Genomic DNA, 25,478 nt, shown 5'->3' on the forward strand with positions numbered 1-25,478 from the left:
CTGACCGATTAGCAATTTTGGTAAGTATTAATACTTCTCCAGCGCGTATGGCCCTTCCTTACACGAATCGTTGCTATTCGCCTATAAATGTCGCAATTCTCAATGTTCAAAATAGGTCTATTGATTAGACCTACGTCCTTAACTTTTAGTAACCTAGAGTAATTGGAATTGAGATAAATTAAGCCGCAAGATCAAGATCCATCGGTTGTTGAATTGGAATTTCAATAACAAATTCTGTACCCTGTGTCGGTGCTGAGTGGCAGTGGAGTTTTCCACCATGCTTTTCTACTACAATCTCGTAGCTAATCGACAGTCCCAATCCAGTTCCTTGACCCACAGGTTTAGTGGTAAAAAAAGGATCAAACAGCCTATTTTTCACATTTTCACTGATTCCCATTCCATTGTCAGCAATGCGGACAGTAATCCATTTATCGCCGACAACCTCAGTGCTTATTTGAATTCTGCTGGGTTGTTTGACGCTATCTTCAAACGATCGCTGCTGATTGTATTCCTCCAAAGCATCAATAGCATTGGACAGGATATTCATGAACACCTGGTTGAGTTGTCCTGCGTAACATTCAATGGGTGGAAGTTGACCGTATTTTTTAATAATTTCGATCGCAGCGTGTTCCGGTCTAGCCTTCAATCGATGCTGCAAAATCGTCAGCGTACTGTCAATGCCCTCATGGATATCCACAGCTTTGGCACCATTTTCATCTATACGGGAGAAGATGCGCATCGAATTGACAATTTCATGAATGCGTTGTGCCCCAATGGTAATCGAACTGAAAAGCTTTAGTAGATCATCTCGGATGAAATCTAGCTCGATCGCGTCCTGTTCTGCCTGAATCCGAGGGGTTGGATTTGGATACTCAGCTTCATAAAGATTGAGAAGTCCCATAATATTCTCGATATAGTCTTTGGCATGGGTCAGGTTGCCATAAATAAAATTCACCGGGTTGTTGATTTCATGAGCAATCCCAGCCGCCATCTGTCCTAAACCAGACATTTTTTCACACTGAACTAGTTGGATTTGCATTTGTTGCAATTCAGAGTAAGCTTGACCCACTTCCGTAACTTTCTGCTCTAGCAGAGCATTTTTCTGTTCCAGGTTCTCAGCTAGGTCAGAAATTTTTAAGTGCAGCTTGATGCGAGCTAATACTTCCTCTTGTTGAAATGGTTTTGTGATGTAGTCTACGGCTCCAAGTTGAAATCCTTGGACTTTGTTTGCGGTATCTGAAAGCGCAGTCATGAAGATAACTGGAATATCTTTGGTTTCTGGATTTGCCTTGAGTTGGCGGCAGGTTTCAAATCCATCAATTTCTGGCATCATCACATCCAGCAGGATCAAATTGGGTCGGGCATATTTAACCCGTTCCAGAGCAATTCTTCCTGATTTTGCTACCCAGACTTCTAATCCTACTTGGTCAAGTGTGTCTGAGAGGACCCCTAAGTTTGCTGGGTTATCATCAACGATGAGAACGATTGCATTGTGATCACTAGCTAGATTCATAGTTTTTACTTGAATAGAAGCAGCGGCAGTTTGATTAATAGTTAAATTCATAGTTTTATACTTGCAGGTCTAGTGAACGGGACTTACTGATAGGAACGAATGAAAGCGAGAATCTCTTCGTCTTGAAATCCTTTTGCCAGTTGATGCAGCTTTTTGGCAAAGGGACTATATTTTTGATCTGTCTGCTCAAGCAGTGCGATCTGTTTCATAATTCCCTTGAAGTTGCCTTTCATCGCTAATTTATACAGCATTTCTAATTCGGCTGGGGGTGGGGCAATTAGTTCCGTATCGTTTACATCTGAATCGATCGCGAGCTGCTGCTCTTCGTAGATCCATTCCAGTTGCAGATGCTTTTGCAATTTCTGGAGTAACTCCGCTGCCAATACAGGTTTGGGCAGAAAATCATTGCCGCCTGCTTCAATGCTGCGGTACTGATCTGCCTCAAACACGCTGGCAGAGGAAACAACGATGATCAGGTCTTTGAAAGTTTCTGACTCTCGCATACGCTTGATCAGCTCAAAGCCATCCACATCGGGCATCACCAAATCAGTAATCATCAGGTCTGGCTGAACCTCTACCGCTTTGTGCCAGCCCTCCTGCCCACTGACCGCTTCAACAATATCAAAGCCGATCGGACTGAGCAACTTGGAAACCACAGAGCGATTTTCCCATCGGTCATCGACCACTAAAATCTTAGGTCGGCAGCCCTTAATGCCAATAATTTGTCCATGCACATTGGCTTGAGCAGTTTTTACCCACTCTGCCGCCTCAATTAAGTTGACATCAAACCAGAAAATACTGCCAGTCCCAACCTCGCTTTGAACCTGAATCGTGCTGCCCATCAGTTCCACAAGCTCTTGGCTGATTGCTAGTCCCAAACCTGTTCCCTCCGACTGACGTTGAGCATCACTCACCTGCTCAAACGGCTGAAAGATCGCCTGGAGTTTGTCTTGTCGGATGCCAATGCCTGTATCGCGCACTTCAAAGCGAATTTTCCCCTCATCTGCAAAGCTGATGGTGAAGGTGACACTGCCTGCATCGGTGAACTTGATGGCGTTGCTTAACAGGTTAATCAAAACTTGTCGCAGGCGTTTTTCATCCGCCCGAATGCCGATCGGCAGTTCAGCAGCCGATTGATATTGGAATTGAATCCCCTTGAGTTCGGCGCGAATGCGGCACATTTCAGCCACGCCTTGCAGAAAGGCTGGCAGATGAAAATCAGTGGGCATCAATGCCACTTTCTGCGCTTCGATTTTTGACAAATCCAGAATGTCGTTAATTAAGGTCAGCAAATGTGATCCGCACTGATGAATCACTTCAATCCGCGATCGATCTTCTTCATTCAGGGTGTTGGCACGCTGAAGAATTTGGGCATATCCAATCACCCCGTTGAGCGGAGTTCGCAACTCGTGGCTCATGTTGGCAAGAAATTCACTCTTGGCTCGATTCGCTGCTTCTGCCGCTTCTTTAGCTTGAGTAAGCGCCATCTCCGCTTGTTTGCGATCGTGAATATCGGTGCAAGTACCCACCCATTCTCGGATGCTGCCATCTTCATTAAGCACTGGAACGCCCCGAACAACAAAATAACGGTAGTTTCCATTCGATGCCCGGATTCGATATTCGGTTTCATACAAACTTTTCGTCTGCACAGCCTGTGCCCAAACCTGAATCGTTTGTTCACGGTCATCTGGATGAAGGGCATCTAACCAGCCGAAATCAGCAAACTCAGCTTCAGTCTGTCCAGTAAAAGCTCTCCAAGCGGGATTAGATGCAATACTTCCTTCTAGATTCGCCTTCCAGACAATCTGGGACGTTGCGGTGATTAGAGAACGGTATCGTTCTTCACTTTGCTTAAGAGCATTCTCTGCCTGTCTGCGATCAGTAACATCGCGGCAAACCACAACAGCTCCTTTTAATTGACCGGATTCATCTCTTAAGGGTTTAGCATCGGCTAGTATCCAGCGCCCATCGGGTGCTTGAGCATGACGAACAAAGAGTTCGCCATCTTTGGTACTCTCACCTTGAATTGCCCGTACTAGAGGCAGTTCATCCGTTGGGAAGGGGGTGACTTGATCGGGCAGGAATAAGCCATAGTGCTGCGACCATTCATTCGCCTCAGTGTCTGTTACACCGCCACCAAACATTTGCTCGGCGGCTGGGTTGAAGATCAGAAACTGTCCTTGCTCATTGGCAACCACAATACCGTCGCTCATTGAATGAAGGATGAGTTGCAGCAGGTTAGTTTGGTCTTGTAAGGCTACTTCGGCGCGTTTGCGATCGGTAATATCAGTGGAAAATCCACACGTCGCATAGGGAATCCCCTCTAGATCCAAGAGGGGAAATTTCAGCGATAGATAGGTATGTAGCCCATCATCATGAGGTGCTAGTTCTTCCCATTGCATCGCCGTTCCGGCTGCCAACACCTTCTGGTCGTTTGCATCAAAGGCTTCCGCTAGCTCTTGATCAAACAAGTCGCAATTCCGCTTACCCACAATCTCAGTTTTACTTAGGCGAAACAGGGATTCAAATTGTCGGTTGGCGGTCAAGAATCGTCCCTCAGTATCTTTCATATAGATGACCGCAGGCGAATTATCGAGAATGGCTTGTAGACGCTCTTCACTTTGACGTAGCGCGAGTTCGGCATCTTTGCGATTCGTAATATCGGTGCAGGTGCCGATCCATTCATGGATACTGCCATCGTTTGCTAGAACGGGAACTCCGCGTACCCAGAAGTAGCGGTAGTCCCCTGCCGCTGATCGAAGGCGGTATTCAGTTTCGTACAGGCTTTTTGTTGCAACAGCTTGTGTCCATTTCTGAGCAGACTGATCTCGGTCATCCGGATGGACCGCATCTAACCAACCAAATTCTTTGTACGCTTCAGAAGTTTGTCCCGTAAAGGCTCTCCAACTGGGAGAATCTTCTAAAACCTGTCCATCGGCACTGGTTGTCCAAACAATCTGAGAGGTTGCAATGGTCAAAGAGCGAAAGCGCGCTTCACTCTGACGCTGTTCTTCCGCCCGTTGTCGGCGAATGTCTATTTTGCCTAAGATTCTCGCATTGAGCCAAATGACGACAGCAAACACGAAGATGCTGAAGATGGCAGAGAGCGCTAAACCAACTTCACCACCATAGAGTTTGGTTCTATATCCAGCGAGAATCATCCCACTCAAAATGGGTGGGATGACAAGCACAGGCAGGAGCAGTCGCCTTGCCATCACACCACCCGCGTTCTGACTGGTAATGATGCCCATGATTCCTTGGTCTGGATGCAGACAGAGGATGCCCGTGCTGAGAATGATGAACGCGATCGCAGTGTGGACTGCCATTTTGGTATACGAACCAAAACCATAAAACTCTTGAATGTTGTAGATGTAGCCAAGCAAGCCCAGCAGGGCAATAAAAAAGGCAACAACTGTGAATGCTTGAATGCCTGGTTGAAACGATCGAGGTTTGCTTAATAAGAGCAAAGCAGACCCCAACAACAAAAAGTTCAGGGCTGTGTTAACGGACATCCGCCCAGGAGTAGAGGTCGCTACAGCAGTCGCTAACTCCCTAAACAAAAGCTGGTCAATGCCCAGGTTTACCCCAAAGCCATATTGAATGAGAGTCAGTAAGCCAAGACCGACAACAATCGCAGCTAAGCTTTTGGCATAACGAGTGGAACGTCGGGTGGGTTGAGAAAGTTGCCGCAGGGCACAACCACTGAGGATGAAGCCGATCGCAGTATTAGCTTTCATCGTCACCCATATGGGCAGAATGCTCTTCAATCCTGAGATATTGAAGAGCCAACCGAGGATAACAACACAACCGATCAACGTAACAAGGACACTTGCTCCCTTCGTTAACGATTTAAGAACGATGGGCAAATTGTTATCCCCGACTGCCCTACTACCGACAAAAGGACTATCCACTAGGCTTCTCCAGTCTTAGTTGGCTCGTACCATGGTGCACATACGACTTTTTCAAACGCTTCACCTGTTAAAGGCAATCGAGCCTCTGCTTGAAAGCGTCTGCTTGGAATCGCTTATTCATGGCTGCTCCCGCACATCAGCTTAAAAATGGGAACCTTTACTCAAGCCAATCCTGGGACGAATATCCTGCTGCTAGCGCTTGCTATACAAAGAGTTCCCAAAAAACAGCGAAGGAAACATATCTTAAAATTATTGTCAAGTTTAATAACCCTTAAGGGAAGGATAAGAAATGTTTCCCTCAAAGCACTCGTTTACGCGACGAGTCAAAATTCAGTTTTTTCGGTACGTCACAAAAAAGCTGATCAGGTAGTCAATATAAAATCAATATGATATTTAAAGAAATGTATCAAAGATTACTTGAATTCGTGTAGAAATGTTGCCATTCTATACCTAGAGATAGGTTGACTACGTATCAAAAGCCTGAGCTAGCTTCCAGGCTCAATTTCACCCTTTTGAATAAGTTTCATCAGGGCAAAGCGATTTAGAGCAGTAACTGTATCAGTTCGCTATGGGTTGCTTATGTTGCAAATTCCTCTGATTGCTTGTTCCAACTATAGCTAGGAAAACGCAGATGTCAGTCCTTACCATTCCATCTACTACCACTCTCGAATCTGCTCCTCGCATGATCCCAGAACAACAAATTACTTTGTTCAAGTTCTACATGGATCAGTCTATGCAAGATGGAGTGACCTATGGCAAGGAGCTGTATCGGCTAGCAAAACAGTTTGTTGTAAGCGATCGGTTAGAGGCTTATCGCTACGGATGTGAGCTGCTTGGACAAGGTGTTCCAACCCTCATTAGCGTCTCGAAACAGCGATATATCGTGTGGACTGGCTTACGGAGACCTTTAGCTGTTCCACAGTGATTGCAAATTCAAACTCGTTAGTATCAGTCTCCTTAATTGTTACATCAGGGCTTACGGTGCATTATGTCTCTCTCCAGAGCGATTCAAGATTCGTTTGCCTTAACTAAAAGATGTCAAGGCAAACTCAGTCCAGCTAACTACTCTGACGCAGCTAAATATGAGGGTGAGAAAGGTGAAAGGTTTGCAGTATGTGCCGCTTCTGAGCCAGAGCGGCAGCAACTTGCAGCGATGCTGTATAGCTACGAGCGAATTGTTTCCGCCACCCCTGATTGCGTGGCCTTAATGGATCGCAACTATATTTACCAAGTCGTCAACCAGACCTATTTAACCTGGCATCAGAAAGCCTACGATGAAATCGTGGGGCATTCATTCGGCGATTTACTTGGTCAAGACTTTTTTGAGAATATCTGCAAGCCTTTACTGGATAACTGCCTTGCAGGAGCAACTGAGCAGACCGTGGAGTTATGGAAGGACTATGGTGATGGTCAGCGGCGCTATGCCAAAGCCACCTATGCGCCTTATATAGAACTGGATGGCACGATTTCCGGTGTGGTGATCAATGTGCAGGATCTGACCACACTTAAACAGGCAGAACTCGAAAATCAAGCATTGCAAGAACGGATGCAATTTCTCCTTGCTGCCAGCCCTGGCGTGATTTACTCTTGCGAAGCAGGGGGAAGTTTTGCCTGTACCTACATCAGCGAGAACGTGACCAGGATGTTTGGCTATACCCCGGCTGATTTTTTGGGAGGGTCAGACTTTTGGGCTAAGCGTCTGCATCCCGACGATGCGCCGAAGCTCTTCGCTGGACTGCCTGCTCTATTTGAGCAAGGACACCATAGCCATGAATACCGCTTTCAGTATCGCGATGGACACTATTGTTGGGTGCAAGATGATCTGAGGCTGATCCGAAACCTTGAGGGAGAGCCGCTTGAAATCGTAGGGTGTTGGATGATTATTGACGATCGCAAAGCTGCTGAAGCTGCACTGGAGCGGTCGCAAAAACAATACCAAACCCTGGTGGAAAATTCTCCCGATATTATTGAACAGTTTGATCCACAACTGCGACATCTCTACATCAGCCCAGCCCTCACCAAAATTACTGGCATTGCCACAGATGCCTTGTTGGGCAAAACCTGCCGCGAATTTGGTATGGATGAGGCTATGGTCAGAACCTGGGAAGCCGCCGCTTGCTCTCTGATCACAACGGGTCAAAAGCAACTCATCGAGTTTAAAGCGCCGACGCTTGAGGGAATTCGTTCCTATGAAATGGCGATCGCTCCAGAGTTATCCGATCAAAACACGATCGAGTCACTGCTTTGTATCTCCAGGGATGTGACGGAGCGTAAAGCTGCCGAAGCGGCATTGCGGGAGCAGCAGCAGTTTACCGAACAGATAGCCGACTCTACCCTGGCAATTCTGTATGTGTATGACCTGATTGAGCAACGCAATATCTACTGCAATCAACAGATTGCAGTAGTTTTGGGCTATTCCGTAGACGAGATCCGGCTGATGGATAGCGATCTCCTGCCGGGGCTGACCCATCCAGACGACCTGCCCCATCTAATGGCAAATCATCAACGTCTTTTGATGGCTCAGAATGACGAATTTGTGGAAACGGAATACCGGATACGCCACAAAACAGGGGACTACCGCTGGTTTCTTAGCCGCGATCGGATTTTTAGTCGAACCGCGGACGGGTTGCCCAAACAACTCTTGGGCGTGGCAACCGATATCACGGTTCAGAAGCAAACCCAGGCAGTTCTGCATCAGCAGGCAATGCGTCAACGGTTGCTGATGGTGGTCACCCAAAATATTCGGCAAACGCTTGATTTAAGCCACATCCTCGAAACCACCGTAACTGAGGTGCGGCAGTTCCTGCAAACCGATCGGGTGTTTATCTATCAGTTTAATTCTGATTGGAGCGGTAGCGTTATTGCGGAGTCGGTAGCAGCGGGATGGCAATCTATCCTGGGCATGGAAATCACTGACACCTATTTTGTGAATACTCAGGGAGAAGCCTATAAGAGAGGTCGAATTAGGGTAAGCGATGATATTTACGCTGATAATCTAGAGCCTTGCCATTTGGCACTGTTAGAGCGCATACAGACACGGGCGAAACTGGTAGTTCCCATTCTGCAGGGCGATCACCTGTGGGGATTTTTAATTGCTCAACATTGCCGATCTCCCCGGCACTGGGAGGCATCGGAAATTGAACTGCAACGACAACTGGCAATGCAGCTTGCGATCGCCATTCAGCAAGCAGAATTGTATCAGCAGGTACAAACCTGGAACACTAGTCTGGAATTGCAGGTGCAGGAGCGCACAGCACAACTCCAACAGGCTTTAGACTTTGAGGCGCTGCTCAAACGCATTACGGATCGAGTGCGCGATAGCCTGGATGAAGGACAAATTTTGCAAGCTGCCGTGGAGGCGCTGGCTCACGGATTGCCAGTTGCTGCTTGCGATACAGGTATCTATAACGCTGAACAAACTACGTCTACGATCGCCTATGAATATACCAACACCCTCACTCCCGCTCAAGGCTATACGTTTGAGATCGCGACCGCGCCCCATGTCGAGGTCTATCCCCAATTGCTCAGTGGGCAAACCTGTCATTTCACCGACATCACTCCTGATCCACTCCGTCTTGATCAACAGCGGCAGACTACGCTGGCAGTGCCTATTGTAGATGATCAGGGCAGCTTAGGGGATTTGTGGTTGTTCAAACCACCCGGTAGTGTGTTTCATGACCAGGAGGTGCGCCTAGTGAAGCAAGTGGCAACCCAATGCGCGATCTCCCTGCGGCAGTCACGTTTGTATCAAGCGGCTCAGACACAGGTACAAGAGCTGGAACGGTTTAACCAACTGAAAGATGACTTCCTCAGCACCGCCTCCCATGAATTGCGTTCTCCCATGTCCAGCATTAAAATGGCAATCCAAATGCTAGAAATTAGTTTGGAGCCGCTCGGTGTATTGGAAGATAAAGCCAACCCGATCCATTGCTATTTCAACATCCTGCGAGAAGAAGCAAACCGCGAGATTACTTTAATCAATGATTTGCTTGATATGGCCCGACTTGACGCTGGGACGGAGCCTCTCACCCTCACCACCATTGCGCTTCAGTACTACATTCCTCACCTGGCAGAAGCTTTTAGCGAACGCACTCGCCAACAACAGCAGCACTTAGCTATTCACATTCCTGATCATCTGCCAGACTTCAGCACCGATTTGCCTTATCTGGAACGCATTTTAACCGAACTCCTGCACAATGCCTGCAAATACACCCCTGCTGGAGAAACAATTACCGTGTCTGCTCAATCGGCTTCAGGAATCCTGGAGATTTTCGTCAGCAATACGGGGGTCGAAATTCCAGCCGCAGAATGCGATCGCATCTTCGACAAATTCTACCGTATTCCTAGCAGTGATCCCTGGAAGCATGGCGGCACTGGGCTGGGGTTAGCCCTGGTAAAAAAACTCACCGAACGTTTGGGTGGTCAGATTCACGTTTGCAGTGGCGATGGACAAACAACCTTTAGGCTGGAGTTTAGGTATGGCAGTGGTGCAGCCAATAAACTCCATCCATAAGCCCTCTAGCTACTTCGATAGGACAAATTGAGATGCTCTTCTCAAGGAAGCCTGCTCAAACTTTCCACATTGCAAGGATTGTCCAGATTCAGACTGACTGACCTAGCATAGTCAGGGGCAATTGTTGAGATTATTAATTGATCGTAGGAAATTTTAAGTTAACCCGCTAAGTAACCTGTGAGTAACCCTTCTAACCATGTTATTAAAAACTGTAAGCCGATGGTCGGTGACTGGGCAGATGCCACTGCGCCTGATTCTGGTTGTGCCGTTCGTAATGCAAATTTTTGTAGCGGTGGGCTTGACGGGTTATCTGGGTATTCGTAATAGTCAAAAATCGATCAACACTGTGGTCTCTCAACTCCGCAGTGAAACCAGCGATCGGATTAATCAGCAGATTCTCTTTTATCTAGAAAAGCCCTACCTCACTAATCAAACAATTGCGGCTGGAATTTCGGAAGGACAAATTGACATCAAAGATATTAAAGCCTTAGAGCATTTCTCCTGGCGGTTGGTGAACCAAAACACCGTGGGCTTTCTCCAAACCGCCACGCCTCAGGGAACTAGCGTGACGGTTGAAAGGGTAGAGAATGGCTCGATCGAGGCTCGTGTTGTCACCAGTCTACCCAATCGCCAGACTTACCGCCTGGATGACCAGGGGAACCGAGCTGAATTGCTGGAAACTAAAAAGTTTGACCCACGGACTCGACCCTGGTACAAGGCGGCATTACAAGCGGGTGAGCCAAGCTGGAGCAAAATCTTTGTCGGGGCTTCAGGAAAAGTGACAATTTCTCTGTCGCAACCGATTTACGGCGAAATCGGCAACCTTTTGGGTGTGCAAAATAGTAATTTTCGCCTTTCACGGATTCACGAGTTTTTGAAAAGCGTCAAGGTCGGACTGACTGGACAAACGTTTATTGTGGATCGCTCTGGACAGTTAATTGCTAGCTCGCTGATTGAGCAACCTTACAAGATTCAGGACGAGGAATTAGAGCAAATTCCAGCGACAGCCATTGAAAATCTTGTCATTCGTGCCACAGCCACAGCTGTGCTTGAGCGCTTTGGTGATTTCAGCCGCATCAATCAGAGCCAACAGCTTGATGTTGTGGTAGATGGCGATCGCCAGTTTGTGCAGATTTCACCCATTCGAGACGAGCAGGGCATTGACTGGTTCAGTGTTGTGGTGGTGCCGGAGTCCGACTTCACAGCAGAAATTGACGCCAACACGCGCACGACTATGTTGCTTTGTCTAGCGGCACTGGTGGTTGCAACCATTTTAGGGATCTACACGGCACAATTAATTGCTCAGCCCCTTAGACGTTTAAGCCAATCCTCTGAGGCGATGGCGGATGGGGCACTCGATCAAAACGTCGAACTCTCAAATGTGCGAGAGCTAAATGTGCTAGCTCGTTCATTTAATCGAATGACGCAGCAGCTACGCGGCTCATTTACCCAATTAGAACAAACCAACGAGCAGCTAGAGCATCGGGTGGAAGAACGAACAGCGGATCTGAAGGAGACGCTGCAAGAACTGCAACGCACTCAAACTCAGATGATTCAAGCCGAAAAAATGTCGAGTTTAGGACAGTTGGTGGCTGGAGTCGCGCATGAAATTAATAACCCTGTGAACTTCATTCATGGCAACGTGACTCACATCAATGAATACACTCAAAATCTCCTGGAACTGCTGCAACTCTATCAAACTGAATTTCCAGACTCTACTCCAGCCATTCGAGACAAGATGGACGAGATTGATTTGGAGTTTCTGAATGAAGATGTCCTGAAGCTACTGACATCGATGCAAGTTGGAACGGAGCGCATTCGAGGGATTGTCACGTCGTTGCGGAACTTCTCACGGCTGGATGAAGCGCAGGTGAAAGAGGTGGATATTCACGAAGGCATTGAAAGCACGCTCCTGATTTTGCAGCATCGCTTGAAAGCCAAAGTGAATTGTCCACCGACCACGCTGATTCGGGCTTATGGCGACCTGCCGCTGGTGGAGTGCCACCCTGGGCAGATGAACCAGGTGTTCATGAATATCTTAGTCAATGCGCTTGATGCTTTAGAAGAAAGTAATATCAACCGCACCTATCAAGCGATAGAAGCTAATCCTAATCAGATTACAATTCGTACCGCAGTGATTGATGCCGAGTGGGTAGAAATTGCGATCGCTGACAATGGTCCTGGAATGTCAGAGGAGACCCATCAACACATTTTTGATCCATTTTTTACCACCAAGCCCATTGGGAAGGGCACGGGTATGGGCATGTCCATTAGCTATCAAATCATCACCGAGAAACATGGCGGCAACTTCAGCTGTTGCTCTACCCTTGGCAAGGGGACTGAATTTGTGATTCAGATTCCTGTAAGACTGAGTTGCAGGAACGAAAAGATGTTGGTCGGCACAGCTGAAAATTCATGAGTTGAAGCTTATAGCGATACAATCGAAACGCCTATTCTCAGTCAAAATCATGAAGATTTCGGAAACAGGGTAGTTTTGTCCGTCACCTCGTCCTACTAAGTACGCCGTTGCTTCTCACTGAACAGGTAATGTAATCACAAACTCTGTGCCCTGACCCGGTTGAGAGTGGCAGACTAATTGACCTCCGTGTTTTTCAACAATCTGATAGCTGATAAATAAGCCCAGTCCGGTTCCTTTCCCTATGGGTTTAGTAGTGAAGAACGGGTCAAACAGCTTGGCTTGAATCTCCGGTGTAATGCCTCGACCATTATCTTTGATCGAGACTTCTACCCAGTCAGCATTGACACAGCGAGTCGAGATAGTGACGGTTTTGGATGATGTATGGCCTGTGGCAGTGGTTTCTAATTCATCGATCGCATTGCCAATCAAATTCATAAATACCTGATTGAGCTGTCCTGCATGGCAATGAACTGGAGGCAATTCTTCATAGTGTTGTTCAATCTCAATCGGCTTTCCAGAAACTAATTTCAAACGATGCTGCAAGATCAGGAGCGTACTTTCCAATCCTTCATGCAGGTCTACCGCTTTGACCGCCGCTTCATCCACTCGTGAGAAGTTGCGCAACGATTCAACGATTTCTCCAATTCGCTCAGTCCCCATTTTCATTGATGCACATAGTTTGGGGAAATCTGCTTCAATGTAAGCAAAATCACTGTCCTCCAAAAGCTGTAGTAAATCCGGCGACGGGGCTGAAGTATGTTGTTGATACGCCCGAACCAACTCAAATAAAGTTTGAATATACTCCTGGATATGAGCCAGATTGCCACTAATAAAGTTAATGGGGTTGTTCACCTCATGGGCAATCCCAGCAACTAACTGCCCTAGGCTGGACATCTTCTCACTGTGGAATAACTGAACTTGCGTTTGTTTCAAGTCATTCAACGTTTGTGCCAACTGTTCAGTTTTCTGTCGGGTTTGAACCAGTAGCTCTGCATGTTGTAGAGCGACTCCCAGTTGCGCTGCAATCTGACTGACAAACTCAATTTCAGAGGGTTTCCAGTGACGCGGCGCAGAATGTTGGTACACACCCAGCAAACCCCAAAGCGCTTGACCGACAAAGATGGGCATCACCATGAATGCCTTCACCTGAAACTGCTCCAGGATCTCCACATGACACTGAGCATAGCCCTGCTGGTAAATGTCATGCACGATTGAGCTGTCACCCGTGCGGTAGCGTCCACCTTGAGTCTCCTGTAAGTGAGTATCGTTCCAAACGGTATTCACTCCAAGCTGACCATTGTTCTGCCACTCAGGCGTGACCGCTTCATAGTTGCCGATAAAGGCTCCACCCCAATCCGCATTAAAGCGGTAGATAGCAACCCGTTCTGCTGTGACAACGTGGCTCAGCGACTGAGTGGCAATTTGAAAGATGGTGTCAATGTCTAAGGATTCACGAATTTTGGCAACGATTCGAGACAGCGTCATCTGCCGTTCCACGACCCGTTCTAACTCGGTGTTGGACTGCTGAAGTTGCTCAGATTGCTGTTTCAGTGCTTCCGTACGCTCTTCCACCTGCCGTTCCAGGCTGGCATTGAGCGATTGTACCTGCTGATACAGCCGATATTGTTTCACGGTCGCCGCAAAGCGTTCCCCTAGAGCTTGAGCATATTTGATCTCTTCTTCTGTCCAACGCTGCGCCTGCCCTTTCTTGATCTGCCGCCACACTTCAAAGGATTGACGGGGCATTAACTGACGCGTATCCGGGTTGTGATAGCCACCCCACTCAATCTCGGTATCAATTTCGCGACGGAAGAAGGTTAAGCACCCCATGATTTGAGTCCCATGCTTGAGGGGAATAATCAGAGCACTGCGAATGTTTGTGCCATCAAAGAAGGGTGCGAGGGTGCGAAATAGCGGTTCTTGGTAAAGATCATCGACTGCCCAGGATGAAGCGCCAGGCTTGAAGCTCTGAGACGGTTCTACTAGTTCGTACACCGCTCGCATCCACTCAGGTGACCAGGGAGTACGCCCCGTTTCATCTACAGAATGATTTAGGACAGAGTGCAAGTATTTTTGCCACACTAGATTCTCTTCAATCGAGCGCTCTTGGGTGGGATCAATGAGTGCGGGTTGCTCCCCACAGGTATAAATTTCTTTAGGTGAATCAGTCTCTGAAGCTAGATACAACCTGCCGCCTGCACTCAGGGTGTGCGAGGCTAATTCCAGCGCCTCTTGCCAATCGACAGTCGGCGACATTTGCAGTCGTGCCGTAACCTGGTTCATATTGGCTTCGCGGCGTGCCTGAGATCGCACCTGCTCTAGCAAAACCGATTGCGCAATGGCAACCGCTACTTGATCCACCACTGCCTGGATGAACTGCAACTCCGCTTCCGTCACGCTACGAGGTTCAGCGTGATGGGAGACTAGAAGCCCCCAAAGATGGTTGGCAGACTGGAGGGAGGGAGGATCGTAAAACCCGGAGGCTTCCCCTTCGAGCACAATTGGCACAACGATTGAGGATTTGACTCCCATTGCTGTCAGGTATTCCTGGTGGCAAGGGTCAACTGGACGATACCGAATATCACCTGTGTTGAGGGCTTCTCCGGTTTCTGGGCAGTTGAGTGGGCTAATCCCAATCGTATGATTGCCTAGATCGACGATCGATCGCTGACGGGCACGCACAAACAGTTCACGGGCATAACGAGGAATGTCGTCTGCGGGAAAGTGAAGTCCTAGAAGAGACGGTAAGCGATCTGCTTGAAGTGATTCTGCTACAACGACCCCATGACCATCCGGGTAGAATTGGTAGATCTTGACTCGATCTGTTCCCAGGTAGGCTCGAACCTCTGCTGCTGTAGTACTTAAGATACTCTCAAGTTCCAAGGATTGGCGCACCCGGTTCGCAATGCGGTGAAGTAACCCTTCCTGAGTTAAGGGCGAAATAGCGTCGTGCGATGACAGCATAGGGAGGTTCGCTTAAGGAGAATTTGAAGTTGCCAAGCTTAAAGTTCCCTTGAATGATGCAAAATGCTCCTACTTTCGGTAGTGCGTCAGGACAATGCGAGATAAGCTGCTAGCTTGTGCCAAGTCCAAGGACGAGAGGCGAATCCTACCCGTTGTGCGGTGGTGGAGTTGAAGCGACTGTGCCGCCAAATCCAATTGAAGTCGCTTACGACTAACCGAGTGGTCACTTTCGTCTGTCCACACACCTCGCCAAACTGGTTCTGTCGTCGATGCCATCTTCCTGTTTGTTGTCGAACAATCCCATTCGTACGCTCTAATCGCTGTGTTGGGGGATTTTCAAGTCAGCATCAATAACTAATGACACCCCCTCCAAGTGCAAACCCTTAGTTGCTAGTGCCACGTTCACTGCCTTCTACGTGTTTTTCCAGCTCTTCATTCAATAGCAGGCTTAATTGAAGATAGTCCCCTTTCAGTTATTTAACCGAGGACAAGAGCCGTTCATTTGGGTAGCTTAGGCTACATAAGCATCTTTTGCAGCCTAAGACACCTGAACTCGCCACTTATCTAGGACTAAGCTATGAACCGCACTCTCTCCTCCCTATCCCTTTCTGCTCTCGCGATTGGTGTGGCTCTCGTTTCATCCGTTGCCGCTATCAATCCAGCCGAAGCCTTTACCATTTCACTCGACCCCTCCCAAGGCAGTACCGAGAACACTGGCTCTACTGCTTTGCTTGACTTCAACTTTGTCCAAGATGGCTCTAACGTCAAGCTCAACCTGGGCTTCCAAAACACAACCAATGGGTCCACTGGGTTGGGTGCTACAGCCTCAACTCTAGTTGGCGTTGGATTTGATCTACCTGCTTTAATCAAAGGCTTTAGCTACAACGCCTCAGGCAGTGCGTTTACTAAGCTTTATGGCGACTCCAGCTTGAATCAGTCGGTCGTAGGTGAGGCAGCTCTAAACCCCTTTGGCACCTTTGATGTCGGTATTCGTTCTGCCGGGCCAGGGACCTTTGCAGGCGGCAATCCTCAAACAGGCTTAACCGCTGGGAACTCTACTTTGGTCAGCTTCATATTCTCTGGTACTGGACTAACGGCTAGCTTGGTTGAGAATTCCTTCCTGAGCGGTATCAAGAACAACTCCTTAAATATCGTTGGTCGCTTCCAGCAAGTAAATGCAGGAGGTGGCAGCGATAAAGTTTTAGGTGGTCTGGTGAGTGGAATCTCTTCGGCTCCTGAAATTACGCCTATTTCTGTTGGTGAGAACTCTGCGGCGGCTCCTGAACCCATGACCATTTTAGGTGCAATTGCAGCAGGGAGCGCTATTCTAGGTCGCAAGAAGCTTCAGCGTAAAGCGAATGCTTAAGTGCCATAGGATGAATCCGGCACTGATATAGATAAGCTAGGTGAGAAAGCTATGAATGCTGCACTGTTGAGACTCGACAGTGCAGCATTCTTCTTATTTAGAAAGCTTGTGGGCTAATGGAACCAAGGAGTGTCAATCAAACGACCGTTTGTTTTACGGCCAGGGTTTGTAAGGGCAAAGTAGCGTTTCAGCCTCCAAATACTGTAAAACAACTTGTCAATCAATCTATGTATCAAAATGAGTTAGGTGTGACGGGTTTTGATACCCCTACTTCTACGCCTTTAGGAAATTAATGCAAAAGCCCCGACGCAATGATCAGGGCTAAAGGTTTTCTATCAGGTGCCAAAGTGTGGTTGCTAGATCAGTGTGCCCAATGGTGAGAGGGAATGGGGTCGAGCCGACATACGACCAAAAAAGTGTAACATGAGGCTGAAACTCTTTCCCTGTAAGAGTTTCAGGAAATAGATGATTTAAGCTGTACTGCTGAAACCCTTGAGTAGTAGAGGTTTGGACTACTTTTGGACATTGTACTAATCAAAAATCAGTCGTACATAGCCTCTTTTGATGTGGTTTCAACGGCTGAAAGCCCCATTCTCTCGTAGCACTTCTGCCGCTCCCACAGAAGTGCTGCTGCTGAGCCTCGCCTTCAATAGATTCTCTGAAACTCAATCCAAATAAGGCTTTCCAGCTCATCTTGCACTTTTTTGGTCGTATATCGGCTCGACCCCGTAAAGGCGTGCTTGAACCATCTCGTAATTCAGCAGCTTCTTCTCTTCCGTACTTTTTCCTGCTGTTACAAAAACTTCTGCCAATAATTGACCTTCTCGATCTCGCTCTGACGGAAACACAATCACCTGATTCCCTACTGCACTGACGAGCGATCGCAACTTTTTACGTGCATCGTTACCGACTGGCTGCCCTAATGAAGAGTAGAAAATCAGCCTGACTGCTTGGATTGATTAGGGGTAGCCAGTTCTACCCCCTCCCTTTCGTACTTCATCTATGATCCAAAAAGGTCAATAGCGCAGGTGTTGCAATTGAACTTTCTAGTTATTCCGTGTACTCGTAGGTGCCGCCATCGCACACACTCACGTTAGATTGAATGAGCGCTCCGCTGCCGACCCCGTTGCCGGCACCCAAAACGCCCTTGAAGTCGTAAAGGCAATCTTCTCTACCATCATCCATATTGATCTTGACCGACGCTCCTGGTTCAAGAACATCAACCCCCAAAATGTCTTCTTCCCAGTCGTCTGTGGATGGAGGAGAGGCATAGAATTCTTCTAGGGTGCGGCTGGTTTTATTCACTAGCGTAAAGGTAGCGGACTCAGCCTGGGCAGGTAGGCTGGCGAATAGTGAGATGGTTAATAGCGCGATCGCTGCTGCAACGCCTCGGATCATGGTGTTTTTCGGCATATAGCCCCTCACTGGGATAGTACTAACGCTAGTTAAACACCCGCGTTCAAGGTAACAAATAGTACTTCCACTTAAACAAATCCGTGATCTCTCTTCTACGCAGGCTAAGAACCGAGAATCTACTCATGTCAATGACCTACCGCTGCTTTCAATGACAGCAGCCATGAACTACTGCCGCCTGAGACATGGGACATCGAGAGAGGGGATGAGAAGGGTAATGGACTAGACCTGTGGAATAAATCTAAACATTTAAGCCAAACTCATAGCGGTTGATGAACAATCCAATGACGACATCATGCAACCAGATGGATTTGGAAAAGCAAATGGTTTTGCGAGCCAACCGTTTAATTCGGGTGCGTAAGGTCAGATGCTTGCGCTCAATCTTCTGAGTATGGCGTTTACCCACCCTGTGTAGACTTGGATCGAGGTGTCTTTCATAAGCACCCCAAGCATCGGTGTAGAACTGCATAATCCCAAAGGGTTCTAACAACGCTTTGAGTGCCAAGAAAGCACTGTCTTGATGATGAGACAACACATACGCCAACACTTCACCCGTCTGATGGTCAATGGCGTGCCACAACCACCGTTGCTGTTTCTTTGAACCGACGTAACTCCACATTTCGTCAGCTTCAGCCTCCAGATCTTCCCACTGGCACAGTTTCACTATCGTTTGAGTCGGTTCAAGTTCTGCCAAACGAGCTTCATTGATTGCTTTGAGGTGACGGTCTTTTTTTTAGCGTTTCAATCACCGTTGTGCGGCTAATCTTGAGAACACGGGCGGTATCTCGAATCCCACTCCCGTTGACTGCCATATCTGCAATTTGCCGTTTCACTTCTGGGAGGTATCCACGATACCGATAGTCGCGAATAAAAGTAGAGCGAGAACATTGGGAATTGCGACATTTGTAGCGTTGCTTGCCTTCACCTGATTGACCATGCTTGACGACATCGTTACTTCCGCAGGTTGGGCAAAGAATCGGTTCAAGCACCATATTCAAGTCTCCAGACAACTACCCTTTTGATTGTTACCTGTTTCTACAGGTCTAGTCCATTACCGATGAGAAGCAACGGAACAGAATGTACCATTAAGGCTGAAAGTCTTTACTGGCAGATGTTTCAAAAAGCACTTTTTAGTCTCAACGAGACATACCACTTGAACGGTACAGCCATGAGAAACGGCATAGCAGAGGTTTGAGGCTCCTAAGTGTCAGAGGGTTCAACTGATACACGCTGATCTAGCAGCTTAACGGTACTCTCTGTTCGGATGATACTCAAACCCCTAGTAGGAGCGATCGCAGAGACTGTTACCTTTTGGTGGAAAAGAGAGAGTTCACGCTGGTGATAAATGACACCCTTTGGGAACGCTAAGTTCACTTGCTAATTACAACAGCAGCCTCCCTGAGACCGACACAGGTTTCAAGCCAAAGCACTAAATTACCCGCAGTTGAGACCAAACCATGAAAGCAATAGGATATCCTTTCCTCCTAGCCGGAATTGGTATGTTGGCAGCCACATTCTTTACGTACATAAATACCAATACTTTCCTTAAAGATGCCATCAAAACAGAAGGAACGGTGATAGAGCTTATACGGTCTCGATCAGACGATTCAATAACATACCAACCGGTTGTAGTTTTTGTTAGTCAAAAAGGCGAAAAAATTGAGTTCACCTCGTCATCAAGTTCTAACCCGCCAAGTTACTCGAAGGGACAAACAGTAGAGATTTTTTATCTGCCAAATGAACCCCAGAAAGCAGAGATTAATGGATTCTTTTCGCTGTGGGGTGCGCCAACTATTTTGGGTGCAATAGGCAGCATATTCTCCACAGTTGGCGCTAGTCTGCTCATTGCGCTCATGAGGAAAGAACGGGAAGAAAAATACTTGAAGCAGCAAGGAACTCCCATCGAGACCAAATTTAAGAGCGTAGAGATTGATACCACAGAATCGATTAATGACAGGCACCCTTTCCGGGTCATAACACAATGGCAGAATCCGTCTACTAAAGAGATACACGTATTCGAGAGCAACAGCATATGGTACGACCCATCCGAATTTATAACGAGCGACCTAATTACCGTCTTTATCGAGAGAGAAAATCCTAAGAAATACTTGGTTGATCTTTCGTTTCTTCCCAAGTTAGCTGAGTAATACGCCCGCATCGAGTCAATCAATGGTAGTCCTCGTGAGATCGCCCAACAGGTCTAGCATTGATGGCAAAATTGATGCCGCATAACAACACGATGGAGCGGGAAGTAAAAACCTTTTCATCTATTTTTAAGGTCGTATCTGCTGCTCATCTTTGCCGTTAGGCTGCTTAATTTCCTGGTTGAGGCAGTATTTTAGACTCGTCTGTGTGAAGTTTGGAGCACTAGACAGAGAATAAGGGTAGTTCTCTATGGTCAGCTAATGGCTAATGCTTTTATCTCGCTCAAACGACTGCTCTATGATGATTCAGCTTGGCGTGTTGAAATTAGTGCTAGCAATGGTTATTTTTCTGGGGTTCAAGACTTCTACACTGAGCCAGAGGATTTAGACGCTCTTGGAGCAGATTTTTACAAGTTTCCGCACAGCATACAAGACGAGGTGCGATTAGAGTTAGGTGATCGAACTGGTAAATGGGCTTACTTCGTGCTTGTTCGGGCTTTTCTGTTTGATTCGGTTGGCCATGCTGCCATTGAATTTGCTGTTGATAATAATGCAACGTCACTTGATCATGCCCAAACAAGCTTCTTTATTCGTACTGAAGTTTCTGCCATCAATAATCTTGGACAACAACTTCAAGCGTGGGTTATTGCACATGATGCACCGCTAATCTGGTCGCCTCATGCTGCCTAACCCTTCATTGCACCAGACTGTTGAGGGCGATCAGTTGGGATTGAGAGGCGGCTAACAGCTGGTGAATGTCGCCGTTATGCATTTTACCCATCACCTTTCTGTGTGGCTCTAATTCTGTGTCGTTCCAATTAATCAGGTAGAAAATGTCATCTTCTGAGCCAATTAGCATTCGTCAGCTTTCCGCTAACGACTTATATCAGGTCGGCTTAAATGACCATAATATAGAGATAGGCTCTTATCTTGGTTACCTTATCCCTCTTGAATCACTTTCGGAAAAGCAAATTTAGTCAAAAATGCTGAAGCTTCTATACGGCTTGAGTCTTAGCATATGTAGCTTATTTCCGATATTTCAAAACATTTGACAATGAAGCGTATATACCAGACAGCAGTCGGTGAAAGACGTTCAGCGTTTTGCCTGGATTTTACTTTAATTAGAGTGACATATGAGGGTTATGCCGAAACGCATCACCATTCAACCTCATTTGAGTCCAGAGGAATTGGTAACCCGATACCGCCAAGCAAGCGATCCGATTGAGCGATCGCATTACCAAATTATCTGGCTACTGGTTCAAGGACGACCGACTGAAGAGGTGGCAGCGATAACTGGGTACAGTCGCAGTTGGATCTATGAATTAGTCTGGGGCTACAACCGCATGGGTCCGGCAAGCCTGGGAGATGGACGACATCGCAACCCTGGAGCACCACCATTGCTCGATGAAGTGCAGCAAGCCCAACTGTTGCAGGTGATACGAGGGTCTGCCCCGGACGGTGGATTGTGGAATGGACGCAAAGTCGCCGATTATCTCAGTGAATTGCTCACTCGCCCAATCAGTCGTCAACAAGGGTGGGAATTGCTCAAGCAGATGGGACTGCGCTTACGAGTGCCCCGACCGATGCATCAGGAAGCAGACCTAGATGAGCAACAGGCGTGGAAAAAAAAACTGCACCAGAAAGTGGAGCAAGTGCAAGCCGACCATCCCGACGACGACGTTGAAACCTGGTTTGAAGACGAACATCGACTGGGCTTGCAACCGGTGTTGCGACGGGTGTGGGTGGAACAAGATGAGCAACCGATTGCTACCGTCAACTGGAAACGCGAATGGTTATGGCTGTATGCCTTTGTCCACCCTCAAACCGGAGAAACCTACTGGTGGCTGTTACCCTATGTCAACACGGACCTATTCAATCAAGTGCTCCAGGACTTTGCTGAGCATTTCAAGGTGGGCATAACCAAGCAAGTGATTCTCTCGGTTGATCAGGCAGGATGGCATCTGAGCAAAGCCTTGCAGGTGCCAGAAGGCATTCATTTGTTCCCCCTGCCACCCTATTCACCAGAATTACAACCCGCCGAGCGCTTGTGGGTGCTTGTGGATGAGCCATTGGTCAATACAGCGTTTGACTCCATTGCACAGGTTGAACAGATTATCTACCAGCGCTGTCAAAGCTTACTCAAGCAGCAAGAATTGATTCGTGGACTCACCTCTTACTACTGGTTGCCAGATGTAAAGGCTGTATCTTAATTATGGGTATTCATCCTGACTTGATATTAGCACTGATGGAGGGCTTATTGGTACCTTTGGCGAGGCTTTCGATGAAGTTGATACCTATAGCTCATCTCGCCCCAGCAATGCCTATCTCAAGCGGTTGCTAAACAGCAATTATTTCATCGCGCTTGCAGCGTTGAAAAATGGATTAGTAGTTGGAGGTATCGCCGCTTACGAACTTCAGAAGTTCGAGCAGGAGCGTAGTGAAATTTATATTTACGATCTGGCTGTTGCCGCAGCGCATCGCCGCGAAGGCATTGCCACAGCATTAATTCAGGAATTAAAGAAGATCGCTGTAGCGCGAGCAGCCTACATTATTTTTGTACAGGCAGATATTGAGGATGACCCTGCGATTGCACTCTACACGAAGCTTGGTGTACGCGAAGATGTGCTTCATTTTGATATTGCTGTTGGGGTCAGCGATGACGATGCCTAACAATTCTACGCGGGCAGTCGAGAGATCTAGGTGTTAAGGTCGAGGTTATTTGTCGCTGCTGCATTTTGCCGTTGTGCTGCGAGTCTTCGATGGGGGTAAGATTGCAGTTTGTTTGTTGATACTCAGGAAAGAACCACCATGACTGAAACAGTTGAAACTCAGATTATCAACGCCGAAGAACGGCTCAGGCAGGCAATGCTTGCTTCTGATGTAAGCGTTTTGAATGAACTACTAGCTCCCGAAATTATCATCACTAGTCATCTTGGAGAATTATTAGAAAAACAAGATGACCTAGCCGCCCACGAATCTGGTTTGATTAAGATACATGAGTTGAAACCTTCTGAGCAGCATATTCAAATCCATGGAGAGGTAACGATCGTTTCAGTCCGAATGCAATTGTCTGGTAGTTATAATGGCAGCCCTGCAAATGGTGACTTTCGCTTCACGCGAGTTTGGGTTGTCTCTTCGAGCGGAACTTGGCACATCGTCGCTGCCCATATCGGTATGGTGGCTTAATAAAGGGAAATTCTGAAGCGATCTCGTTCTATGATGCTGTGTTGCCGACGTTGAGCTGTAAGCGATTGATGGAGCATCCGGGAGCGATCGCGTACGGTAAACAATACCCCGAATTTTGGGTGGGAACCCCGTTCGATGGGCAGCCTGCAACCGTTGGCAATGGTACTCACATTTGCTTTATCGCTCCCACCAAAGAAGCCGTCCACGCCTTCTATGAAGCGGCCTTGGCAGCAGGCGGCAAAGCCGAAGGTGCGCCCGGTGGCAGAGCCGAATACAGTGAGCCATATTATGGCTCACTGTTCGCGATCCCGATGGCACAAGGTAGAAGCCGCCTTCTGGGATGAGCAGCTTGAGCAAGAACTCAGCCAGAGCACTGGTTGACTTGGAGATGCCCCTTACCTGTCCCTAAGATGGATGTTGACACTAAAGCAGCTTGCTACCATTATAGCGGTTCTCAGTCGAGTGAGGTACAGTAGCAACAATGAGTAAACCAATGACGAATATCTTTAAGCGACACTTGAGCAAACGCTTGAGTCATCGCCTCGTCTAACGCTTGTTTGGTTCGTGGAGCAATCGCGCGGAGGATTGCTTTGACTTTTGACCAAAACTGCTCAATGGGATTAAAGTCGGGTGAGTAGGAGGGTAAATAGACTAATTTTGCACCCACTGCTTCAATCGCTTGGGCAATGCCATCGACTTTGTGAGAACTAAAGTTATCCATAACGACACAGGCTCCCTTCCACAAGTTTGGCACTAACACCTGTTGGACAAAAGTTTGAAACGCCCGTCCGTCCGTTCCCCCTTCAAAGGTCAGTGCCGCAATGATGCCATCAAGGGTGAGCGCTCCAATGATGGTTTGGTTTTTTCCTCGGTTCTGTGGACGATGACTGTAAGCGCGGTGTCCTTGAAGGGCTCTGGCATAGAGCCTTGCCATTGCTAGATTTACTCCGGCTTCGTCGATGAATACTAGGTCTTTGGCTTCGACTTGAGTAATCATTTGCCAAAACTCAACCCGTGCCTGCTGCACCTGCTCCTGGTCTCGTTCAGTTGCTCGAAAGGTTTTTTTTGACGGTGAGCTTTAAGCGTTGCACCGCTCGTCCCATCGTTGAACGACTTACTCGCATTCCTACTTTCGCCTCGAATTGCTCAGATAACTGGGCAAGCGTGGCATCATTGGTAGCCTCGACTAATTCGGCAAGCACTTGATGATGCTCAAGCGTCAGTTGAGCGGGCTTACCTCCTCCATGAGGTTTTGGCTCAATGCTGCCCGTTTCTCGGTATTGTTTAAGCAGTTTGATAATGAAACTGGTTGCCACGCTAAATCGCTTGGCTAGTTGGCGTTGAGAGATGGGTTCGTCTTTGTAAACGTCAATGATTTTTTGGCGCAAGTCTGTAGAATACGCTTTCATCACTACCGATTCATTTAGGCTACTAAACATTACTAGAATCGTACCTCATTCAATAGGAAAAGGCTATAATGCTGTGTTTTGCAGGAAACAAGGATGTCAAACTCCTGGCTCATTATCAGTGGCATCACGACTCTGGTTGCCTTTGGCAGTTTCTTTTTTAGACCGCGTGATATTCCCTGGGCTGCCAGACTTGATCGCCCCAAGTGGTTATTCTTTGAGCCTGCCATTCCGCTCATATGGATGGCTGCATTTTTCTGCGGTGCTTGGTCGGCGGGGCTAGTTTGGCAAAATGAACCAGGCAGTCTCAAAACCTGTATCTTTATGGGGCTTTACCTGTTGGTGGAAGTAGTGACAGTCGCCTACATTCCCGCCACGTTAAGATCGCGGAGTTTGGCGCTCGGGACGTTTTTAGGTGGTTTGGGAGTTGTTTTAGGTGCTGTGTTGGCGGTGATGGTAGGGCAACAATCCCTTGAAGCTGCCCTGTTATTACTGCCCTATCTGCTCTGGAGTCCGGTTGGAACCTACACGACTCGCCGTATGATTGACCTGAATCCAGAAGCAGTGTGATGGACCCAGATGAATGGTAATGAGTCCAGCCAATGGGCATCAGAGGTGTGGGAAGCTTTTCGGGGTTAAGTTA

Annotated in this window: 18 protein-coding genes and 2 pseudogenes; 11 read left to right on the top strand and 9 right to left on the bottom strand. The window is 47.6% G+C overall.

All coding sequences use genetic code 11. The annotated features are described in order from the left end of the window. Window positions 1–178: 178 nt before the first annotated feature. Both JOY44_RS22405 and JOY44_RS22410 read right to left on the bottom strand, forming a co-directional pair. The gene (locus tag JOY44_RS22405) at window positions 179–1,564 is read right to left on the bottom strand and encodes a sensor histidine kinase (RefSeq protein WP_197985680.1); all 1,386 of its coding nucleotides are present in this window, start codon (window positions 1,562–1,564) and stop codon (window positions 179–181) included. A gap of 32 nt (window positions 1,565–1,596) precedes the next feature. Further along, a complete protein-coding gene (locus JOY44_RS22410) occupies window positions 1,597–5,250 on the bottom strand; it encodes a PAS domain S-box protein (protein ID WP_171575666.1) in 3,654 nt (1,217 codons plus the stop codon). 805 nt (window positions 5,251–6,055) lie between these two features. Here JOY44_RS22410 and JOY44_RS22415 point away from each other — a divergent pair. The 3 genes from JOY44_RS22415 (at window position 6,056) to JOY44_RS22425 (ending at window position 12,356) form a co-directional block, all read left to right on the top strand. Next, on the top strand, window positions 6,056–6,349 hold the full coding sequence (locus JOY44_RS22415; protein WP_171575667.1) for a hypothetical protein: 294 nt from the start codon (window positions 6,056–6,058) through the stop codon (window positions 6,347–6,349). Window positions 6,350–6,412: 63 nt separating this feature from the next. Beyond that, entirely contained in the window at window positions 6,413–9,937 is a 3,525-nt protein-coding gene (locus JOY44_RS22420) for a PAS domain-containing protein (RefSeq protein WP_171575668.1), read from the top strand. Window positions 9,938–10,133: 196 nt separating this feature from the next. After that, entirely contained in the window at window positions 10,134–12,356 is a 2,223-nt protein-coding gene (locus tag JOY44_RS22425; protein ID WP_197985681.1) for a sensor histidine kinase, read from the top strand. Window positions 12,357–12,470: 114 nt separating this feature from the next. Here the strand turns inward: JOY44_RS22425 and JOY44_RS22430 are convergent, their stop codons facing one another. Both JOY44_RS22430 and JOY44_RS22435 read right to left on the bottom strand, forming a co-directional pair. After that, on the bottom strand, window positions 12,471–15,320 hold the full coding sequence (locus JOY44_RS22430; RefSeq protein ID WP_171575669.1) for a GAF domain-containing protein: 2,850 nt from the start codon (window positions 15,318–15,320) through the stop codon (window positions 12,471–12,473). Window positions 15,321–15,406: 86 nt separating this feature from the next. Further along, a pseudogene (locus tag JOY44_RS22435) lies at window positions 15,407–15,646 on the bottom strand (IS1 family transposase); the annotation flags it as partial. A gap of 251 nt (window positions 15,647–15,897) precedes the next feature. Here JOY44_RS22435 and JOY44_RS22440 point away from each other — a divergent pair. Beyond that, a complete protein-coding gene (locus tag JOY44_RS22440; protein ID WP_171575670.1) occupies window positions 15,898–16,686 on the top strand; it encodes a hypothetical protein in 789 nt (262 codons plus the stop codon). A gap of 689 nt (window positions 16,687–17,375) precedes the next feature. Here JOY44_RS22440 and JOY44_RS32965 read toward each other — a convergent pair. The 3 genes from JOY44_RS32965 to JOY44_RS32970 form a co-directional block, all read right to left on the bottom strand. Continuing rightward, window positions 17,376–17,642 carry a thermonuclease family protein gene (locus JOY44_RS32965; RefSeq protein WP_415881131.1) on the bottom strand — a complete coding sequence of 89 codons (267 nt, stop codon included), beginning with the start codon at window positions 17,640–17,642 and terminating at the stop codon, window positions 17,376–17,378. A gap of 94 nt (window positions 17,643–17,736) precedes the next feature. Continuing rightward, a complete protein-coding gene (locus JOY44_RS22450; RefSeq protein WP_203032090.1) occupies window positions 17,737–18,099 on the bottom strand; it encodes a hypothetical protein in 363 nt (120 codons plus the stop codon). Between the two features lie 241 nt (window positions 18,100–18,340). Then, window positions 18,341–19,091 (bottom strand): IS1 family transposase gene (locus tag JOY44_RS32970; protein ID WP_415881097.1). Its coding sequence is split into 2 segments (ribosomal slippage): window positions 18,341–18,820 and window positions 18,822–19,091, totalling 750 coding nucleotides; the frame shifts between segments, so codons are not numbered across the junction. 465 nt (window positions 19,092–19,556) lie between these two features. Between JOY44_RS32970 and JOY44_RS22465 the strand changes: the two genes are divergently transcribed. Next, entirely contained in the window at window positions 19,557–20,246 is a 690-nt protein-coding gene (locus JOY44_RS22465) for a DUF3592 domain-containing protein (RefSeq protein WP_171575674.1), read from the top strand. A 258-nt stretch (window positions 20,247–20,504) separates the two neighbouring features. After that, window positions 20,505–20,933 carry a hypothetical protein gene (locus JOY44_RS22470; RefSeq protein WP_171575675.1) on the top strand — a complete coding sequence of 143 codons (429 nt, stop codon included), beginning with the start codon at window positions 20,505–20,507 and terminating at the stop codon, window positions 20,931–20,933. Window positions 20,934–20,937: 4 nt separating this feature from the next. On the opposite strand, the gene JOY44_RS22475 is transcribed toward JOY44_RS22470, so the two are convergent. After that, a complete protein-coding gene (locus tag JOY44_RS22475; RefSeq protein ID WP_171575676.1) occupies window positions 20,938–21,102 on the bottom strand; it encodes a hypothetical protein in 165 nt (54 codons plus the stop codon). A 283-nt stretch (window positions 21,103–21,385) separates the two neighbouring features. Here JOY44_RS22475 and JOY44_RS22480 point away from each other — a divergent pair. The 4 genes and pseudogenes from JOY44_RS22480 to JOY44_RS22495 form a co-directional block, all read left to right on the top strand. Continuing rightward, a pseudogene (locus JOY44_RS22480) lies at window positions 21,386–22,393 on the top strand (IS630 family transposase); the annotation flags it as partial. An 85-nt stretch (window positions 22,394–22,478) separates the two neighbouring features. Beyond that, window positions 22,479–22,913, top strand: a complete 435-nt coding sequence (locus JOY44_RS22485) for an AAC(3)-I family aminoglycoside N-acetyltransferase (protein WP_171576206.1) — start codon at window positions 22,479–22,481, stop codon at window positions 22,911–22,913. Window positions 22,914–23,051: 138 nt separating this feature from the next. Continuing rightward, on the top strand, window positions 23,052–23,429 hold the full coding sequence (locus JOY44_RS22490; RefSeq protein WP_171575677.1) for a nuclear transport factor 2 family protein: 378 nt from the start codon (window positions 23,052–23,054) through the stop codon (window positions 23,427–23,429). Continuing rightward, window positions 23,390–23,773, top strand: coding sequence for a VOC family protein (locus JOY44_RS22495; protein WP_197985682.1), 384 nt, complete (start codon window positions 23,390–23,392; stop codon window positions 23,771–23,773). The genes JOY44_RS22490 and JOY44_RS22495 overlap by 40 nt, the downstream gene beginning before the upstream one ends. A gap of 110 nt (window positions 23,774–23,883) precedes the next feature. Here JOY44_RS22495 and JOY44_RS22500 read toward each other — a convergent pair. Further along, window positions 23,884–24,838 (bottom strand): IS630 family transposase gene (locus JOY44_RS22500; protein WP_197985745.1). Its coding sequence is split into 2 segments (ribosomal slippage): window positions 23,884–24,505 and window positions 24,504–24,838, totalling 957 coding nucleotides; the frame shifts between segments, so codons are not numbered across the junction. A 93-nt stretch (window positions 24,839–24,931) separates the two neighbouring features. On the opposite strand from JOY44_RS22500, the gene JOY44_RS22505 reads away from it, so the two are divergent. Beyond that, complete coding sequence (locus JOY44_RS22505) at window positions 24,932–25,405, top strand: TspO/MBR family protein (RefSeq protein WP_171575678.1); 474 nt, start codon at window positions 24,932–24,934, stop codon at window positions 25,403–25,405. Window positions 25,406–25,478: the final 73 nt, after the last annotated feature.

Origin of the sequence: Leptolyngbya sp. Cla-17, from assembly GCF_016807185.1 — a bacterium.
Lineage (GTDB): Bacteria > Cyanobacteriota > Cyanobacteriia > Leptolyngbyales > Leptolyngbyaceae > ULC077BIN1.

What these genes read in the sequence shown, in the direction of transcription:
- JOY44_RS22450 (WP_203032090.1), bottom strand. Translation starts at nt 18,099, where the DNA reads ATGCCGAAAAACACCATGATCCGAGGCGTTGCAGCAGCGATCGCGCTA.
- JOY44_RS22465 (WP_171575674.1), top strand. Translation starts at nt 19,557, where the DNA reads ATGAAAGCAATAGGATATCCTTTCCTCCTAGCCGGAATTGGTATGTTG.
- JOY44_RS22440 (WP_171575670.1), top strand. Translation starts at nt 15,898, where the DNA reads ATGAACCGCACTCTCTCCTCCCTATCCCTTTCTGCTCTCGCGATTGGT.
- JOY44_RS22470 (WP_171575675.1), top strand. Translation starts at nt 20,505, where the DNA reads ATGGCTAATGCTTTTATCTCGCTCAAACGACTGCTCTATGATGATTCA.
- JOY44_RS22405 (WP_197985680.1), bottom strand. Translation starts at nt 1,564, where the DNA reads ATGAATTTAACTATTAATCAAACTGCCGCTGCTTCTATTCAAGTAAAA.
- JOY44_RS22505 (WP_171575678.1), top strand. Translation starts at nt 24,932, where the DNA reads ATGTCAAACTCCTGGCTCATTATCAGTGGCATCACGACTCTGGTTGCC.
- JOY44_RS22410 (WP_171575666.1), bottom strand. Translation starts at nt 5,250, where the DNA reads ATGAAAGCTAATACTGCGATCGGCTTCATCCTCAGTGGTTGTGCCCTG.
- JOY44_RS22420 (WP_171575668.1), top strand. Translation starts at nt 6,413, where the DNA reads ATGTCTCTCTCCAGAGCGATTCAAGATTCGTTTGCCTTAACTAAAAGA.
- JOY44_RS22475 (WP_171575676.1), bottom strand. Translation starts at nt 21,102, where the DNA reads ATGCTAATTGGCTCAGAAGATGACATTTTCTACCTGATTAATTGGAAC.
- JOY44_RS22415 (WP_171575667.1), top strand. Translation starts at nt 6,056, where the DNA reads ATGTCAGTCCTTACCATTCCATCTACTACCACTCTCGAATCTGCTCCT.
- JOY44_RS22425 (WP_197985681.1), top strand. Translation starts at nt 10,134, where the DNA reads ATGTTATTAAAAACTGTAAGCCGATGGTCGGTGACTGGGCAGATGCCA.
- JOY44_RS22490 (WP_171575677.1), top strand. Translation starts at nt 23,052, where the DNA reads ATGACTGAAACAGTTGAAACTCAGATTATCAACGCCGAAGAACGGCTC.
- JOY44_RS22430 (WP_171575669.1), bottom strand. Translation starts at nt 15,320, where the DNA reads ATGCTGTCATCGCACGACGCTATTTCGCCCTTAACTCAGGAAGGGTTA.